This is a genomic window from Winslowiella toletana (genome assembly GCF_032164335.1).
GTDB classification, from domain to species: domain Bacteria; phylum Pseudomonadota; class Gammaproteobacteria; order Enterobacterales; family Enterobacteriaceae; genus Erwinia; species Erwinia toletana_A.
The window spans coordinates 505,917-526,220 of the sequence record NZ_CP134152.1 but is presented as its reverse complement, the minus strand read 5'-3'; the positions used below and the strand labels follow the sequence as shown (position 1 = coordinate 526,220).

At 51.7% G+C, this 20,304-nt stretch carries 4 protein-coding genes; 3 read left to right on the top strand and 1 reads right to left on the bottom strand.

Annotated elements, in window-relative coordinates; translation table 11 throughout:
* Window positions 1-205 precede the first annotated feature (205 nt).
* Window positions 206-2,542, bottom strand: a complete 2,337-nt coding sequence (arcB, locus tag RIN69_RS02415) for an aerobic respiration two-component sensor histidine kinase ArcB (protein ID WP_313855321.1) — start codon at window positions 2,540-2,542, stop codon at window positions 206-208.
* A 938-nt stretch (window positions 2,543-3,480) separates the two neighbouring features.
* On the opposite strand from arcB, the gene RIN69_RS02410 reads away from it, so the two are divergent.
* From RIN69_RS02410 to RIN69_RS02400, 3 genes are all read left to right on the top strand, one after another.
* Window positions 3,481-9,012, top strand: coding sequence for a glutamate synthase-related protein (locus RIN69_RS02410; protein WP_313855320.1), 5,532 nt, complete (start codon window positions 3,481-3,483; stop codon window positions 9,010-9,012).
* Window positions 9,013-9,079: 67 nt separating this feature from the next.
* Complete coding sequence (locus RIN69_RS02405) at window positions 9,080-10,837, top strand: sulfite reductase subunit alpha (protein WP_313855319.1); 1,758 nt, start codon at window positions 9,080-9,082, stop codon at window positions 10,835-10,837.
* Between the two features lie 135 nt (window positions 10,838-10,972).
* Entirely contained in the window at window positions 10,973-20,248 is a 9,276-nt protein-coding gene (locus RIN69_RS02400) for a hypothetical protein (RefSeq protein WP_313855318.1), read from the top strand.
* Window positions 20,249-20,304 lie beyond the last annotated feature (56 nt).

Sequence of the window (20,304 nt, the reverse complement as noted above, 5' to 3'; positions counted from 1 at the left end):
AAATTGATGTTTTCTGTGTGGAAACGCTGTTCCATATCACACATTTTAATGAATCTTCCTACAAGTCTTATGAGATTTGTTAAGGTGGTTGGACCGTTTTAACCAATACCGCGCCTTGGCATAACATTGATTCCTATCAGAATAGCCGAGGCGGTGATTTCCCTGGTGTTGGCGCAGTATTCGCGCACCCCGGCCTCGGTCGGGGTCATTTTTTCTCAGCGTCCTGAACCCATTCGCGCAATACATTGACGTCGTGTTGCCACTCCTGCTTCAGCTCATCAATCCACTCCTGCACGTTATCCCACCAGGCTGGCAGTTCCGGGCTTTGAATCTGTTTCGCTATCTGCTGCAAATGCAGTAAGCCGACCGATCCGGCAGCACCTTTGATTTTGTGCCCCTCTTCGGCGATGCCCTTCTGGTCACGTGCCATCATATTGGAGTCGAGCACCTCCAGATAACCCGGCATCATCTGTTCAAACATCGCCAGACTTTGATGAATCAGTGATGGCCCCACCAGTTCGATATACTGTTCCAGCATCGGCACATCCAGTAATGCCAGTTTCTTCTCATCGACCATACCGCTCTCCACAATTTCGTCGGCCTGCTCGCAATCCCAGAACTTCTTAATCATCGCGGTAAGTGCCGGCACCGCCAGTGGCTTGCTCAGCACCTCATCCATTCCGGCATCAAGGTACTCACGCTTGTCTTTCAGTACGTTGGCGGTCAGCGCCACCAGCGGCGGCAGATGCTGTCCGGCAAAACGCTGATGAATTTCACGCGCCACATCCAGCCCGGTCATATCCGGCAGTTGAATATCCAGCAGTACCAGATCAAACTCTTCCGGCTGGAACATCGCCAGCGCTTCAGTGCCCGTCATCGCCACTTCGACGCTATTACCCAGTTTCTCCAGCACCGAACGCGCCACGACGACATTCAGCTCAATATCCTCAACCAGCAAGACATGCAGCGCTGGCAGTGGCATTTCGTTCTCCGGCTGCTCGTCTTCGACTTCGCCGGCCACCCGTGGCGCATTAATCTCCATACTGAAGCAGGAACCCTGCCCTGGAGCACTGTGCACGGTGATATCACCACCCATGCTCTGTGCCAGCCGGCGTGATACCGCCAGTCCGATACCGGTGCCGGTCGCAGGCTTGCCGCCGTGCTGATCCTTCACCTGATAATACATGGCGAAAATTTTGTCCTGCTCATCCTGCGGGATGCCCATTCCGGAATCCTGCACGTCAAAACGCAGACGATCGCCGTCGTGATATTGCACCCGCACGACGATCTCGCCCTGTTGGGTGAACTTCACCGCATTACCAATCAGATTCCACAGGATCTGACGCAGTCGCGTACCGTCGGCAATGATCTTATGCGGCAGTGGCAGCTGCGGTGCCATGACAAATTTCAGCCCTTTCGGCTGTGCCAGCAGCCCGGATAAATTTTCCAGATCGGCGAGGAAACCGGTGAAATCAAGCGGTTGATTATCCAGCTGCACTTTGCGGCGCTCGATTTTATCCATCTCGATCACATCGTTAAAAATATTGCCGAGTGTAATAGCGGAGACATGAATGGTTTTCAGGTATTTCAGCTGTTCCGGATTCAGTTCGGTATCCAGCAGGATACGGCTCAGGCCGACGATGCCGTTAAGCGGCGTACGCAGCTCGTGGCTGATGGTAGAGATAAAAGTGGTCTTCTCCCTGCTGGCATTCTCCAGCGCGTCCTGATAGCGCTTGCGTTCGGTTATATCGCGTCCAAAGCCCATCAGCCCGCTACGTTTACCAACCCGGTCGTAGTACGGCACTTTCCGAATCTCAAAACAGGCTTTACGACCGTCAGGATATTGCAGCCACTGTTCGTAGGTCAGCGAGACGTTATGGCGGAAGACTTTCTCATCCGTCTCCAGCACTTTGGTGGCGGCTTCATCGTCATAGACATCTTTTGGCGTCAGGCCAATCAGCTGCTTCTCGCTTTTACCAATCAGCAATTCCATCGCGCGGTTACAGCCGGAAAATTGCTGATCGATATTGCGGTAAAACACCAGATCGGGCGAGGCATCCAGAAACGAGCGCAGAAAAGAGGACTGTTGCTCCAGTTCGATTTGCGCCTGCTCGCGCCGCGCCATCTCCTCTTTCAGCTTGGCCATCACCTGCAGACGCGCCTCTTCCGCCTTTATACGGTCGGCAATCTCCTGATTGAGCTGGCTGATATTCTCTTTCATCTGCTGGTTAAGCTGGAGATCGCGGTTGCGCATCTCCTCAAGTTTATCCACCAGCCGCGCCAGACGCTGGCGTGACTCTTCAAGCTGTTCAACCACTACCGAAAGGAAATAGACCGCCCACGGTGTGATCAGCAGGCCGAAAAACACCGATCTCACCAAATCAATACTTTCAACATGGCCGCGCAAGAGCATGGTCACTGCCATCTGCACGATCATCGCCAGCACTACCAGCGCCGAGGCCAGCAACAGTGAAAAGCGCACCAGCCCCAGTTTCACCATCAAATCAACATAATACTGCGCCAATAAACGAATTTGTTTCATAACAGCTTCCTTCCTGGTCAACTGGGACAATCATATCTTACTTTGACTTATTGCGCGGTGCTGCCCGATCGGCTAATTAAGACCGGGTTTTCGCACCAAACTGGTGCAGATCACGCGCCAGTTTGGTGCGAAGCCCGCGCCGGACGCGGCCTTTATGCAATTACCACAGGAAAGCTATTGACTAATTTTTGCAAGCGCATAATCTGATGAGCCGCCTGGATAAACAGGCGATTCTGCGCAATTCTTGCTTTTCAATACGATGACCTTGTCCTGTCGTCTGGCCTCCCCATATCGAAACGAATAATCATTCATCTTTAGCGAAATTTTAATCAGTTTCAGCATGATTAATTTTACTAATGATGTGCAGCTATTTACTTCAAATATGCACGCGACAGAAAAACAGTTTCATCCGGTGTTTGCGAGGGATTTATCAGCATATCATGCTGTAATTATTGCCGGCACCAGCATGGTGCAGGTATTTGCCGTCTGCACTATAGTGAGTCAGCTCACACTTCTCTGACAGTTCCCACCCGGCTAACAGGGATAAAAATAAGCACTAAACCTATATTATTCAATCAAATAGACTTATTAAGGACTAAAAAGGCATAAGTAAGAACGCTATTTGACCTCAGTACGCTTTCCCGATAAGTTGGAAATCCGCTGGATGCATTTCTGACGGGTCAGTGTCTCGACATATCTATGCAGCAAGAAGACTCCCTCATGATGCAAGTTATCTCCATTTAAGAGACCCGGAAATTAGAGAGCAAGCCCCCACTCATGGACGTTTTCAACTTTCTCTAAGTGAAATGTTTTGAGTGACGGCGCCCGCTTGTTAGCGCTCAAAAAAATGATACAGAATCCGCTCAGGCTGACGCGACGGCGCTCTGTGTTTGAAACAATAAAAGTAATGTCAAAGCAGTAATTTAAGGAGGCCCTCGATGTCCAATCAAACCCCGTATCCCTATGGCTTGTATGATCCATCAAAAGAAAGTGATAGCTGTGGCGTGGGTTTTATTACACGTAAGGACGGCGAGCAAACCCATGAGATACTGCAAATGGCGCACAGTGCGCTTTGCACCGTACCTCACCGCGGCGGTATGTCTGCTGAAGGCGTAGGTGACGGCGCAGGGGTCAACGTCGATATTTCGTTGCGCTTCTTCCAAAAAATTACTGGCCAGCCGCTGGAGTTTGGACGTTTCGGCGTCGGTAACTTCTTTGTGCCAAAAGATCCGGCGCTGCGTGCCAATGCCGAGCGCCTGGTCGAAGAAACCTTCGCCGCCTGTGGTTTTGCGGTGATGGTTAAACGTGACTTGCCATTGGATGCCAGCGTACTGCGCCCGGCCGCAATCCAGTTCCAGTTACCGATCGTGCAGTGGGTGTTTACTGCCCCGCAGGACGTCGACAATCAAAATAGCTTTGAGCAGCGTATCTACCGCGCGCTGCTGGATATTGAGTCACGCGCCTTTACCGAAAGCGAATTTGGCGGTCTGTATCCGCTGTCGCTCTCTTCACGCACCCAGGTGCTGAAAGCGCGTCTGAACTCGAATGAAGTCATCCCTTACTTCAAAGATCTGACCGATACCGATCACCAGGTGCGCGGACTGTTTTTCCATACCCGTTTTTCTACCAACACCGATCCGCACACCACCATGGCTCAGCCGTTCCGTCTGATGGCGCATAACGGTGAGCTGAATACCGATCGTAAAAACCGTATTGCTGAAGCCGCGCTGGCACTGGCGCGAGGAAAGAAAATTGTCCGTCCGAAAGGGCAGTCTGACAGTTCACGCCTTGACCAAAGCATCCAAAGCCGCCTGATGGAAGATAATCTCGATCTGATCAACGCGGTGGTTTCTATGATGCCGCCAGCCTGGGAAAACGACGACTCGCTGTCTGACAACGTCCGCGCAATGCTGGAGTATTTCTCTTTATATGAAGAGAAAAATGATGGCCCGGCGGCGCTGATTTTCGGTAATGGCGAAATCATCGGCGCACGTCTTGACCGCCTTGGTCTGCGTCCGCTGCGCTCAGTGGAAACCGCTGAGTATATCGGCGCAATGTCAGAAGCAGGCCAGATCGCCTTCCCACCGGAAAGCGTATTACGCCGTGGACGTATCGAAGCGGGCGGCATGCTGTATTACGATCACAGCGAAAAACGCAGCTACACCACGCTGGAAGCGCTGGAAAAACTGGCAGCGGAAAAAGATTATCCGGCCCTGCTGGAGCAAGCGCGCGTAACCTTAAGCGATCTGCCGGTGGTGCCTGCCGAGCAACAGGGTTCGCCACTGCGCTACAGCGGCGATCTGAAGGCGTACCAGCGTTTTGTCGCTTACTACTACAACCAGGAAAGCTTCAAATTTATGATGGACCCGATGTTGTCTACCGGAGCTGAAAAGATTTCAGCAATGGGTTACGGCAACGCAATTAACGGGTTATCCGATCATGAAGGCGGCATGGCGCACTACTTCTCCCAGCGTTTTGCCCAGGTAACCAACCCACCGCTGGACTCCATCCGTGAGGCCGACGGCATGACCCTGCGCGTTGCGCTGGGTGCCAAACCGCATCTGGGCCGCAGCAAGGGGCGGCAGATTATTGTGCCAACGCCGATCCTGACGCATCTGGATATGCTGCAGTTGCGCGAGCAGAAAGTGGCACCTTATGCACGTTTCGAAATGCTGTACCAGCCAGTGATCGGCACTGATGCGCAAAGTCGTCAGGATAATGCCCGCGCGCTGGAACAAGCCATCGACGATCTGGCACAGCAGGTGGTGGATTTTGCCCGCGCACAGGGCGGGATCGCGGTGATTACCGACCGTCATATCTCCTCTACCCGCGCAGCGATGCCGATGCTGCTGGTGGTTTCCGCGATTAACCAGCGTTTAGTGCAGGAAGGGCTGCGCCTTGATGTTTCACTGGTGGTGGAGAGCGGCCAGAGCATTTCATCACACCATATTGCCGCCACCCTCGGCTTTGGCGCATCGGCGATTTATCCGCTGGGCGTGCAGATGCGTGCCGAAGAGAAATACGGCGAAGGCGAAGAAGGCAATAAGGCGTTTAAACGCTATGCCAAAGCCGCTGAAAAAGCGCTGATGAAAACCATGGGTAAAGTCGGCCTGTGTACCGTGGAAAGCTACAGCTGCGGTGAATTCTTTGAGCCGAACTTCCTCGATACCGACGATGCGGTATTGAAAAAATACTTCCCGAATATCAAAACGCCGGTCGGCGGCGCCAGCTTTGCCACTATCGCTCAGATGGCGGTGGACTGGCATCAAAGCGCGCTGAAGATCAAAGGCGAGTCTGAAGTGCCGCTGTTGGGCCTGTTTAAAGAGCGTGCGGAGGGTGCGGGTCACTCCTATGGCACCATTGCGGTGCGTACCTTTATTGATATGACTGAGCAGCCGATTCGCTTCGCCGATAAGCCGCGCGAGGACGATCAGTTCATTCGCCTGCTGACGCTGGCTAAGCTGGATAACGCCTTTAATATCAAAGCAAAATCTTTTGCCGACAGCAGCTTCGAGCGCATTCCCAATGAGGTGATCGACAACTTCACCATCACGCCGGATTACCGTCAGTTCTCCAGCCTGATGCATGAAGAGCGTAAACGTCGCCCGGCGGCACTGCGCGATATTCTCGCCTTCCCGGCTGATTTGACCCACGTCGACAGCCTGGCGGAATTCTCACGTAAGCTGGGCCGTTACTCACTAATCAACAACGGCTTCGCAGTTCGCGGTCTGATGTGCGAAACCCATGCGGATAACGCTGGCCTGTTCACCCTGCGCCTGACTGACGCTATTGAAGGGCTGAAGCCAGAAGCTGAGCGCCTGGCTGCGCTGTCGACCGCGCTGAAAAACCGCTTTGCGACGGATATCAAGCACACTGAAATTGTTGCCGGTGGCCTGCAAGTCAGTGCGCATGGCAAGGCGGCAGACTATCTGTCACGGATTTTCACCACCTCCCCTTCACTGCCGTTAAGTGAAGTGCAGCCTGCCAGCGAAATCACCCGCACCTTCGCCTCCGGTGCGATGAGCCACGGTGCGCTGGTTGCTCCGGCGCACGAAGCGGTCGCGCACGGCACCAATATGGTTGGTGGCATGAGCAACTGTGGTGAAGGCGGCGAGCACTATTCGCGTCACGGCACGATTCGTGCCTCACGCATTAAGCAGCTGGCGTCCGGCCGCTTTGGCGTCTGGGCTGCCTATCTGGCCGACCCGATGCTGGAAGAGCTGGAAATTAAAATCGGCCAGGGCGCAAAACCGGGCGAAGGCGGTCAGTTACCGTCAGCAAAAGTGACGGTAGAAATTGCCGCAGCGCGTGGCGGCACGCCTGGCGTCGAGCTGGTTTCACCGCCTCCGCACCACGACACCTACTCGATTGAAGATTTGGCGCAGCTGATTCATGACTGTAAAGCGGCACGTGTGCGAGTGATCGTCAAACTGGTTTCCTCAGAGGGCATTGGCACCATCGCGGTCGGCGTAGCGAAAGCCGGCGCGGATGTGATCAACGTTGCGGGTAATACCGGCGGAACCGGTGCGGCTTCGGTCACCAGCCTGAAATATACCGGACGCGTGGCAGAAATCGGCATTGCCGAAGTTCATCAGGCGCTGTGTGCCAACGGTCTGCGTGAAAAAGTGATTTTACGCTGCTCCGGCGCACAGCAAACCGGTAGTGACGTAGTGAAATCTGCTCTGCTCGGTGGCGATAGCTTTGAGTTCGGTACTACCGCGCTGATGATGCTGAAATGCGTGATGGCGAAAAACTGCAACGTTAAATGTCCGGCGGGCCTGACCACCAATGCCGAAGCCTTTGATGGCGATCCGCGTCAGCTGGCACAGTACTTTATTAATGTCGCCCAGGAAGTGCGCGAAATGCTGGCAAGACTGGGCCTGCGCTCGCTGCGTGAAGCGCGTGGTCGCTCCGAGTTGCTGCATCTGATGGATCATCCGCGTGAAGTCGGCAAGCTAGACCTGCGTGCAATGCTGACCGTGGTGCCTGAGCAGAAAATTGCCCATCCGGTCTATCTGGAAAAAGATTTTGAACTGGATGAAGGCTGGTTAGCCCTGCTGAATGGCTCACTGGTGGCTCAGGGCGCGACCAATATTCAGCTTGGTGATGGCATTACGCTGAACAACCGCCACAAGAGCGTGGGTGGGCAGCTGGCGATTGATATTGAACGCATGCTTAACCACCAGCTGGATGAGGCGCAGCTGCAGAACATGCCGGCAGCACTGTGTGACGATCGCGGACGCCGTTATCTGGCTCCGGCCACCGTCGCGATCGCCACGTCCGGCTCAGCCGGTCAGTCGTATGGCGTATTCTGTAATGACGGTATGCAGCTGACTCATAGCGGCACCTGTAACGATGGTGTCGGCAAAGGCCAGTGCGGCGGTGAAATTATTGTGCGCTCACCGGGCGGCGGCTCGCAGGATACGGATGGCAACGTGCTGATTGGTAACTTTGCACTGTTTGGTGCCACCGGCGGACGCCTGTTCGTGCAGGGCCAGGCGGGCGACCGCTTTGCGGTGCGTAACTCCGGTGCGACCGCCGTGGTCGAGGGCGTTGGTGATTTCTGCTGCGAATATATGACCAATGGCGCCATCCTCAACCTCGGGACGTTCGGTAAAGGATTTGGTAACGGTATGAGCGGCGGCTTCGCCTACCAGTACGACCCGTACGGCGCATTAGCGGCTCATGCCGCAGGTGACTCGGTGCTGTTTGGTTCGATCGCGGATGACGATGAGATGGCAAAAGTGCACAAACAGGCGGTGCTGACGATGCTGAACTGGCATCTGGCAGCGACCGGCTCTGAGCGTGCGGCCTGGTTACTTGAGCACTGGGAGAGCGAGTGCCAGCACTTTGTCTACGTGATGCCGCGCTCGCTGCTGCTGTATCAGGACAGTGCTGAAATTCTGAAGGCAAAAACCCGTAAGGATCTGCTGGAAGAGTTGTCTACGGCACTGGCCAGCCATCAGGTAGCCAAATTTAAGAATGCCTGGCGCAACCGTACCACTATCGCCAATGGCGCAGTACCGAGCTATGGTGCAACCGACACGCCAGAAATGTTCGTGTTGCTTAACAACTACACCGTGCTCAGTACCGTACAACAGCTGGCGCTGTCGCGCTTGCCGAAGGGAACCGCTGTCGAAGATCCGGCAGTCGAAAAAGCGGTACGTAACCTGCTGATGACTGAAGATTTTGCGCTTATCAGTAAGTTGCAACGCCATGCCCGCTCGGCGATTGAAAACTACAGTGATGAAGAACTTTCGTGCCTGATTGCCGCCAAGCGTATGGCGGATTACAAAGCGGCACTGACGCAACGCAATATTCGCTCAATGGACAGTCTGGCTACTTACGGCTGGATCATTTATCAGGATGCACGTAACAGAGAGGTTCTGGGACGACTGCCTGACTTTGAAGAGCTGTTTGCACGTGCAGCACTGCCGGAATTAGCTGCGGCGGTCGGGAAATTATCCTGATTGCCAGCAATGCTGAATGTGAATATTGACTGAACATGACGAAAACGGGATTGAGTACAGAAAACCGATGAAGATTCCTTATATTCCTGAAGATGCGCCATTTAATGGTGAGCAGAAATATTGGCTGGCGGGCTTCCTCGCTGGCTTACATTCACGCCTGCTGGTACTGGAAGACAAGCAGCAGACTAACGCCGGTGCTGCAGCCGCGGCGACCACCCAGTTGCATATCCTGTTTGGTTCACAAACCGGTAATGCTGAAGCGCTGGCTCAAAGCGCGGCGAAAGCGGCACGCGCTAAAGGGCTGGTTCCTGTGGTGCAGGGGCTGGGTGAAGTCGATGTTGAAGTGTTCGCCACCATGCGTCATGTTCTGATCATCACCTCGACCTACGGCGAAGGTGAAATGCCGGATAACGCCCAGCTGTTCTGGGACGCCATTTCCGCCAGCACCGCACCGCGTCTTGAACAGATGCATTTTGCTGTACTGGCGATTGGCGATACCGGCTACGATGGCTTCTGCCAGGCGGGTAAATTCTTCGACATGCGCCTGGAGCAGTTGGGTGCAAAACGCGTTACCGATCGTATTGACTGTGACGTGGACTATGAAGAGCCTTCCGAAACGTGGATCGGCAGCGCGATGCCACAGTTTGCTGCCAGCGCTGGCAGCAGCGGTACCGCACTGGAGAACTTACCGGAAGAACCGGTCATTCCGGGCAGCAATAAACAGAATCCGTATGCTGCGGCGTTGATAACCAATAAACGCCTTTCCGGTGCTGATTCCGGTAAAGATATCCGCCACTTTGAATTTGATCTGAGCGAGAGCGGACTGAAATACGAAGCTGGTGATGCGCTGGGCGTATTCCCGGTGAATGACGCGGTATTAGTGAAATTACTGCTGACCCAGTTGAAAGCAGACTATGACACGCCGGTCCCTGGCTTCGACAGAAACTTAGGTGACCTGTTAACCTACCAGTTCGAAATTTCTGAACCTTCACGTAAGTTGATCGACTGGGTGGGTCAGAACACCACGAATCAGGAACTGCGTCACGTTCTGCAGCATGATGACAAAGATGCGATGGGCGTCTGGCTGTGGGGTAAAGACACGCTCGATCTGCTGCAACTGGAGCTGACCCGCTCACTGAGCGTGCCTGAATTTGTTGCGCTGCTGCGCCCGTTACAGCATCGTGCTTATTCGATCTCCTCCAGCCAGAAAGCGCATCCAAATCAGGTGCACCTGACCATTGCATCCGTGCGCTACCACAGTTCAGGGCGCGCACGTAATGGTGTTTGCTCCACTTATCTGGCCGAACGCGTTGGCCGTGGTGAGAAGCCAGCAATCTTTATCTCACAAAATAAAGCCTTCCGCGTACCGGCAAATGCCGATGCGCCAATGATTATGGTCGGCCCTGGTACCGGTATCGCCCCGTTCCGCGCCTTCTTGCAGGAGCGCCAGGCAACCGGTGCCACCGGTAAGAACTGGCTGCTGTTTGGTGACCAGCATCAACAGCATGATTATATCTATCAGGATGAGCTGGCAGAATGGCATCAGAGCGGGCTGCTGACCCGACTGGATCTGGCATTTTCACGCGACCAGTCAGAAAAAATCTATGTGCAGAACCGCATGCTGGAACAAGGCGCTGAGCTGTTTGCCTGGCTGGAGCAAGGCGCTTACTTCTATGTTTGTGGCGATGCGTCGCGTATGGCCAAAGACGTCGATCATGCGCTGTATGAAGTCATTGCCCGCTTTGGTGGCCTGTCAGAAGAAGGTGCCGCGGAGTATGTCGATAAACTGAAGAAAGAGAAGCGCTATCTGCGCGACGTCTATTAATCTCAGCTGAATGTCTGAAGGCGGCTTAATGCCGCCTTTTTTATTGCCTGTTGCCATCGACTGGCGCGAATGAATTACCTCACTACAATCATTATCTTGCTGGATGTTTTTTACTCACGGATATGAGTGCCCTTAATGATCAAACCGCTGCCCATCATCGCGTCCGGCTCTGCCATCGCAAGGCCGTTCAACACCACACGCGCAGACCTGTGCTCTCTGCCTGTGACCAATATTAGCAATGTACCGCTGCGTTTAGCGCCGCCAGACGTTGATGAAGACCACTATTTCGACGCGCTGGATACGCAACCCTGGTTAACCCCGGTATCGCCGCAGTGGCCGCGACTAAATGCTCTCGCCCTGCAGATCAAGGAAGCTATCCATTATCAGATTCACTTGCTCAGCCAGACTTCTATGGCGACCACATTACTGAGTGTCATTCATCCCGATTTAAGTAAATTACTGGCCGCAGCGTTGATATGCAGCGGTCGGGGTAAAGAGATCGTTTGCCAGGCGGCTTTAATCGCGGGTCTGCAACTGATCAATCAGCTGATTTATCTCGCTGCGGGCATGACATCGAAAGCGGCAATCCTCTCCAGCCTGCCTGGCCTGCTGATCATCTGGCTGCAACACCATCAGGTGTCTCTGGCGGCCAAACTTCTGCAAAGCATTGTGGTGCTACTCTCCAGCTGGTCAACATCCTGCGTGTTTGAAAATATCGGTCAGCCCGGCTGGCTGGTCGATCTGCACCAACAGCTAATCTTTCCGGTTACACAGTTATGTCGTGAGAGCGGTGCGGGTGAAGTCGTGATGACCGGCATCACGCTGATCGTCGGACTGTATAGCGCGCTGGCTTTAAGCGGCTGGTTGAAAGGAAAAAAGCCGTCACCCACGATGCTGAGCGATGGCCTGCGAATCATCGAGGATATCTGCCAGCTATCGACGCGCAGCAGCAATCTTCAGCTGCTGCATAACAAAGAGCTTGTCGGCAGGCAAAAGAAAGCATGGTATCGGGCAACACACCACCCGCGCTGGGATGAGAGCAAAGCGGATAAGGCATTAAATCGGGCAGTGATTCGTTGCATACCGCGAAATATCCTGCTGCAAAAAGATCGACCGAACAGCAACGCGGACCGGTCATCCGCCCCTGTTTCATTTGAAGCAAATTATCACCGCGCTTATCAGCAAATCGAGCAGCAGATCTTAGCCCGGCAGCTAACAGTGTGCCCGGACGACTCGGGGCGTATCGTGTCACCGATGGTCAGGGAGAATCTCGCTGTTTTATCGGACGACGCCAGCGGGCAAGCAGCATCTTCATCTGAGGGCGCTTCCGCACCTCTGCTTATCCCTGCCGCGCTCATCGCCGCGGCTGCCGTACCAAACGTCTGGTGGCAGAGAAGAACGAATCTGCTGCTGCCGGCAGCCGGCGTCACCCTGCTGGCGGCGGCAGGATACCTTCGCCAGCGCATCACGCGCTTAGAGACACCGACGAAACTGCACACTGATAATGTTAAACCCAGCATCAATTTATGTGCTGATGCGCGAAACACGATCAGGCAGCTCCTCAGTTCCAATAAAACTTATGTCAATCTGGCAGTTGAGCTGTTTGACAAACTTTTCGACAATCAGGGCGATCTCAACTTTTCATTTGCAGATAAACTACTGGAAAAATGGAACATCACGACATTCACCAGTAACGATCGAGATGAGATGAATGGGCAGTTATTATATATATTATCATTACTGGTGACGCCCGCTGGCCGCAGCCAGCCGATTGATCTCAGCAGCATTATTCTTACACTAAGCCAAAAGTTTAATAAATTATGGCGAAATGAAACTGAGTCGCTTAAAAATAAAACCGTAAAGTCACTGCTGCATAATTTGCGCTCTCACTGTGCTAAAAAGTATGCCGCGTTGGGTGTTCATAGTTTATCTGACATGCTGAGCATTACTAACTTCCTTATTACCTATGTAGCTCCGGACTTACTTTTTATGGAGCAAAATGGCAGGTCAGATGATGCTTATTTAACGGAAGATAATTACTACATATGGAATTATATCGGTAAGCAATTTGCTAACAACCGCTATGTTACGCACGATGAGTTTTCTGTCGCCCTCTATGAAGGCTGGATTGATGGATTTGTTCTGTCCCGATTATGTAGCTATCCAGGTTATAATCTGACCAGCAGCAGGGAATATCTCCAAAAAGCCTATAAAGACGTGACTCAGCAGATGGATATCTATCACAGGGAGGATACCATACTGGAAGCGATACCTATTGTGACTTTTGATGACATTATCAAGCTTACCTTTCCGGGTGTCGATATTCATGCCGCACAGAATTTCAAAACGTTTACCCTGATAGTTACCACTCAGGCGCGTATTGAAAAAGAAATCAGAATAATAGCTGATTGCAGTAATTACGGAGAAATAATACGCAACATGGAGGATGGTTTTGGTGAGCTTTATCATTATCTGCCGCAGAAAATACCTGAAGCATTACGTATCTACGATCAAAACAACAGAAAAACCTTCTCACTAAAAAAACATCCCAAGTTAACTGAGTTGTACAAAAGCTTCGACCAGGCGTATCAGAAGATGATCGATCATCATTGTGATATTTATCTTAAAGTCGTTAACCAGGCATTTAAAATATTATCTAAAGAAGATTCTAACTTCCTGCATAGTGCTGATACGCAGATTTATGCGATAGACATCAAAGTAAAAAGATTAAAATCTTTACGTTTTCTTTTACAACCGTCAACTTTTCGATTATTTCCTGAATTCCATCAAAAAATTTCCTATAACAATCGGCCTTATCATGAAACGGGTAAAATTTTTGTCGGATATAATAGTATCTCCAACGAAAAACGCTTCTATATTCTAAATATCGAATCCAGTCGCATACATTCAAGACAACTTCCTTTGCGTCGATTAAATATAACTGAAAATGAACAGATAGCCGGATTAGATAACAGCATCCTGAATGAAAACTATATATTTATGGATGACCAACCCTTCCATGACAGCTGTGACGAAATTCAGCAGCCGAATGCTACCCTTCTGAGTCGCTGGGATAAATCAGGAGAATTTATCACCGAGCATTACCACTACTATAAAAACAAACTCTGCATAAAACTCAAGCATCCCGAGGACATGGTCACCTCATACAAGGAAAGAGCCGTTAGAAAAAATGGCGTCTCTGCACTGGAGGCATTAAAGAACGAGATAGTACAAAATCGCAGAAAATACCTTAGTTATTTGAAGAAAAGGGCTCACAATCCTTCCGCTGTGGAACAGGATAATGAGAAAGGAAAAATACAGCAGATCGTAGAATTGATGCCTTTATACAATTGCTATGCATTTTTTCGCGATATCATTATGATCAGAGATGATACGACGCCTCCGTCGATAATGACGCCTTTTTTTCAGCTATTGATTTGTGCGGCAGACTTATATATGGGATATGGAGTTAAAAAAACCCTTAGTTCACTGTTGCAATCTTTACGGGAAATGTATGCAAAGCGCTGGATAAGAGAAGTTGAACTGGCAAAATTAAACAGAATGATCAGTGATTCTCTTATTCAGCCATCTTCATTGAATTACGCCAATCAACTGGCGGGGAAAATAATAACCGCGAAAAATAATCTGAAAACACTCGACGAAGAAATTGCTGCATTGCGCAGTCAAGCTTATTTAATGTTGGGGAACCTTGCGTCGATTCCCCCCTTCACCGCTTTTCCCTATCTTTCCTTACGCAGGGGTGACAAAATTTTATCGTCAAACTATCCCTGGGGGATTAATATGGCCAAAATGGTATTAAAGAAAAGCCTCGCCACCGCTACCCGCAACAGATTACCAGTTCCGTGGAGCCCTCCACGAACTATCGATCTGGTTGACAGAAATAACTACAACCCTGAACTTCCCCAACAACCTGATTATTCATGCGCCACCATCCCTTTAAAAGCCGGTAAACTGATTCTTAATATTTTTGACCTGCGTGGCTTAAATTCAACCCTTTATCATCAGCTCTACTTCAGCGCGCTAAGCGATCCGATTCCGGAATCAATTATCGCTACGGCTGAGAGCCAGCAGTGCATAATTCCGGAAAATTATAATCAGATGGCGATGTTCTTTTTTATTTCATTTACCATTCCGGTAAGACGCTTAACCAGTATGATTCTGGCTCAGCAAGATCATCAGCAGTCAACTAATAAAATAAATGAGGAAACACTTTATAAATATTATGCTGATTATCTGACAAAGCCTTACTCCAATCCTCCAGAGGGGCTGAGACCAGAACAAAGCCGATTGATTAATCAGTCGATAAACTTCATCAGGACAGTAGTCAGCAGTAATATTCAGGGTGCTGAGTTGAGTTATCTGTTTATGATTCAGTATCTGCTGATGAAGGAAGATATTGTCTCGCAACTGCAGGCAATGAATGACCAACCCGCCGATAAACCGCAGCATCTTGATCGGTTGTTGCAGGCTTTATCCTATAATCTGGAAAGATTTACCCTTTTTAGTGCTAATTACTCCTCAGTGCAGAAAAAATTTCATATCGCCGTGATCAATCAATTCTGCCAATACTATGACCAACTGATCAGCAGTAACTTTGCCAACACCCTGCTTTTCAGCGCCAATATGGAAATTTTTCTTCAACGAACAGAGCAGTTTCAGCAAATGGATCCTCTGGCCACGCTGCCATCCCCCGCTGATTACATCAACCGCTGGCTGGATATAGCGCAGACTATTTCAGGGATTTATCGCTCGTTTGCGCGTATCGAATACAGCGCTAAAGCGCTGGCGGCTTTCTCACCTGATGAGTGGTCTGGCAAAGCGGCACAGGACGCCTGGTTGGCCGCACTGCAAGAATTTTTGTTTGTCGAGATGCGCTACGAAAATCTTCGTCCGTTTTTACTCAGCGCAACGGAGAAATTAACCAATGACTGGCGAAAGCGACAAAGCTCCACCGCTAACATCAGTGCGATTGTCAGTAATGATGTGGTAAACCCACGGTTTATTGAAAGTGTTAAACAAGCGATGTCTGACAGCTGCTCCCTTTATCCCAAACTGTTTTTTTGTCATGTCTATAAAACCGATGGCGGTAGCTGGTTTAGTTTTCTGAATAACGAGTTTATTACCGAAACACGTAACCGCATCCGGCGCGAAACGCGCAACACGCATCGCAGCTGGCCGGTTTCAGCACTGACAACTCCGCAGCTGCAACAGAGTATTACTTTGCCAATAAAGCAGATGCAGACCGTATCAAAGCCAGGAACCAGCTTTGATGAGGCATTATGTTATCAGCAACAGCTGGGCCAGGTGCTGAACCGCTTTATACGCTTTGCTTCGCTTCCCTTTCATCAACGCCTGCAGAGCCATTTACTGGATGCCGTGCCTCTGACGTCGGGGGCTAATCAGGATGATGTTATCAGGCTGATAAGTAGCGTCATTGATGCACAGGGCAATTTCGTTGATTATCAGCTCACACTATTACTCAGCTATTTACCGCAGGTGGCGATCGCGGATAAGGCCGTATTGCTGCAGCTACTAAGTGATATATTCGGTATCGCCTGTCCGGCAGCGCCGAAACTCTATCAGTTTATTCTTCACCATTTGCAGAATAGCTTCGCGGACTCCTCACTCAGCCTCGCCACCGTGTCGCAACAACGTTTCGTTGATCGGCAAATTACCGATATTACCAGCCGCTATCTTGCAAAGCTGCAAAGCAGTGATCAGGCGATACAGCAGTCGATTCAGCGGTACATTACTGCCACTCTGCGTAATCTGCTTTCGTTTACACAATATCTGCAGCCGGTTGAACCTGAGCTGGCAGCATCCCGCATAAACAGCCTTGCTTCACAGTGGCTCTCTCTCGGCGCAATTATTTCTCATCAGTTACGGGCGGAAGATACCTCTGTCAGTAGCTTGCTGATGCTGGCCTTTGCCGCCCAGCATGACGCCGGTCTGCTTTCCCTGAGGGAAACCGCCATTCAGCAGACAGCGTTACTCAGCGGTCGCCAACCCGATAAGCAACATCGCTTCGAGGCAGCGGATGCGCTTATGACGATCGCTGTTAATGTGAAAGAAGCCGCGGCGATGCAGCAGCATGTCTTCAGTTGCCTGGAGGAAAGCCAGCAGCTGGCTGCATTTATTAAACAGTTAACGTTCTCCAGCCAGTTATCAGAAGTATCTGTGTTGCGGACCATGCTAACCAGCGCCCTGCAGAAACAGCGCCAGTTGTTGCTTAACGCGCTGTATCAGCTTTCTGATAAGAGTAATTTATTGCTGATACAAGCGGTGTTTAATGGCAATTTGCAGGTCAGCTGGTATCTGGAGGAGAACCATTCCAGCAAAGATATTCAGGTTGCCGGGCTGGCGTTTAATTGCCCTGGCCAGCATGAACTGTTTCTGCCGCTAAGCGACTCGGAATATATTCCGCTGATCTTTCGTCAGCTGTCGCCGACACCTGACTATCAGGAATTAACTCGCCTCTGTTTTGCGATTTCTGATACCCCACATAATTTTATTCCTCCCGTCCGGCTTACTCTCAGCGTCAGTTCTCAAACGCGCGGCCTTCCGGTTACCAATCCGGCAATCGTATTATTTGAATGGATGCAGTCAGAAACAGAATCGCAGTCAGCGACACTGATCGCCGCGCATGACGAAACAGAATTTAATCAGTTAAAACAAGCGCTGAGCGACTGGCTAAGTCAGCATCTGTTCTTCTATGGTCGCAGCGACACCAGCGATTATCGTTTTATCAAAGAACAGTCTGAACATTTCAATAGCATTGCCACCAACGTTAATCGCTGGCGAGGGCACCCGCATAACGACAGCGAAACCATCGATGCCAACCCGGTCAGCCAATTTAGTCAGGCCATCAGCACGCTAATGGGCGCCAGTACCGAATGGCAGACCCTGACCGAGGTACTCAGAGAAGCCGCAACGGTATCGGAAGAGGGTTCCATCCCGCTAACCCGCATCCCTGAAAGCGGCTTTGCCGGCTTCTGGTGGGATCCTGTCAGTCGCTTCTGTTATCTGGGCTGGGTTACCGGCAACCAGCGCGCGCTGTATGCCAGTACCAACGAAAATCGCGAGATCTTATACAATCTGGCGGATGACGCGGCCAGCGCCACCATCTGGCCAGCATTAACCCATTTTGACTGGCTGCAGGATGACGTGCAGGCACTGCGCAGCGCCAGACTATCCGCAGGCAAATTCTTCGACCACTCAATCGCGCTGGCATGGCAGCTGCAATGTGCAATGACCGGCGGCGTCCCGCTGCCTGATGACGCGGTTCCACAACGTTCCGGATTACCGCAGGTGTATACCCAGCGGCGTGCCAGCCAGCAGAGAGACTACTTTTATCCTGCCGGGGCGAAGCTGGCGACACCGGTCACGGTCACCGGGCTGGCTGGCGGTGGCTGGCGACTGGATTTCTCTCCGCATAATAATCTTGCCCAACAGGATCACTACTTATCACTGGAAACCAACCGGCTGAACAGCGCCCGGCAGAAGCAATGGATAGTGACGGAACAGCCTGGCTGGCAATTATTATCCGCGCAAGATTCGACTAAATTAATGAAAAGTGGCGTTTTAACTCCCGCCAGCTATTTGCAGTGGAACAAAAGCAATCATCACGCGACCACCATGGTGCCAACTTCCCGCGTGCTGCAACGCAACGACGGTAATTTTGTATTTATTTTTACCGAAAATAATCAGCGTATCAGTTACCGAATGCTGGATGCAGAGGGGCAGCTTCAATCCACTCCGGTGTTACCCGCCGACTGGCCGCACGCTATGCGCGCCGCAGACGCGCCACAGATTAACACCGCGATTATCGACCTTATTACCCGACAGAATACTCCGGATTACCACGCGTTGCTGGAACCGGATGAACAACTGCGCCTTGAATCGGCTCTTTCCGGCGCACAGCAGCACAGGCGCACCGCTATCCGCCAGGCTTACACTCAGCATCGTAGTTTTCCCTTTCGTTCCAGTTTCAACGCACAGGCACAGAGCGAACTGGAGGATATCCTGCTGGCCTTTCTCCGGATGCGTCAGAACTTCTGGCAGCAGGTAAAAAGAAACGCGCAGCTTGAAGACACGCCGATCACCCCGGATGAACTGCTGTGGAAGCCTTACGGCTGGCGTGATTACAATCTTTTCAGTCTCGCCGGACGCGAAAAGGCGCTGAATAAATTAAATCAGGAAAAGAAACTGCTGCTTTCGATGCGCAAGCTGATAAACGCACACCATGATGTGCGCTTAACCAGTGACGATTTAAAGACGTGGATCCAACAGCGCCTGACGATGTTGACGGCCGCTACGACGGCGATTCAGTTGATCAAAGGAGAGTCAGAAACGGTGAAGCCGTCATTGCCGCTGCAGTTGCAGCGCTTTGCACATAATTATTTCTTCAGTTACTACGATCGCCAGCCCCACCTCACCGCAGAAGATTTTCAGCAGCCCTGGCCCTGCATCCGCGATGGCGACTGGCCAGCGGCAACGCGTAATAGCTGGCAACCGGCGCTGGACCAGCTACACACTCTGACCACTGAGATGCCGCAGCAGGTACGGATATTAGACCGGCTACTGACACTGCCCGCGCCGCTATGGCGGGCAGATGAAATGCAGCAGCGGGCGCGCTGCTGGCAGCAAACCTGCCAGCAGGTCTTTCGCTATTGGCAAACAGCGCGCCATACCGGGCAGATAGTGCTGCTGCGAACCGGGGCTGCGGCGCAGGATCCGCAATTGATGTCACACCAGTATGGCTGGCCGGTTCGTCTGATCCTGGCTGCTGGCATCGGCGCTTCGATCAATAACCAGAGCGCGGGCACCGCGCCACCATTGCAGATTAGCGCCCAACAGAACGAAGATTTATTACTGACGCCATCAGGGCCAGCAAGAGACGATGAACCAGCAGCGCGGCTGGCGGCGATCAATGCCGATCCGCAAAATGCCCGGGAGTTTGCCGCCTGGAGCAAACTCCGGCTCTCCAGCCCGTGGGCGCTGCAGGCCTTTTCCGGCCCCGACTTTTTCTCACGTCTGCACGCCAGAATTCAACGGATGATGGCCGAGGAAGCTGACGGCTGGTGCCAGGAGGAGCGGGACTTTTATCACTCGCCCACCACCGCTGAATTCCTGCGGGAAAGCCAGCCCGAATCGATTGACAGTAGCCACTATGCAGGGCTTTTCATCCAGCTGTTTAACAGTAATTTGCTGGTCACCCGGTTAATTATGACCGATGCGGAAATGGTGTTTGGCCTGATGTGTGACTACTTTGCGGAGAAACACCCTGAGCGAGCCACAGAGGACCTGTCGAAAGCCTGGTTTCTGTTTCTGCACACCTTTGAGCAGCCTGTAGCGGATGAAAGTCAGCCCATCTGGCTGGTCGGCGTGTAATTTTCAACCGAAATATCAACCTGTTTTTAATGGATTTTTTACTCAAGGAATCTGAG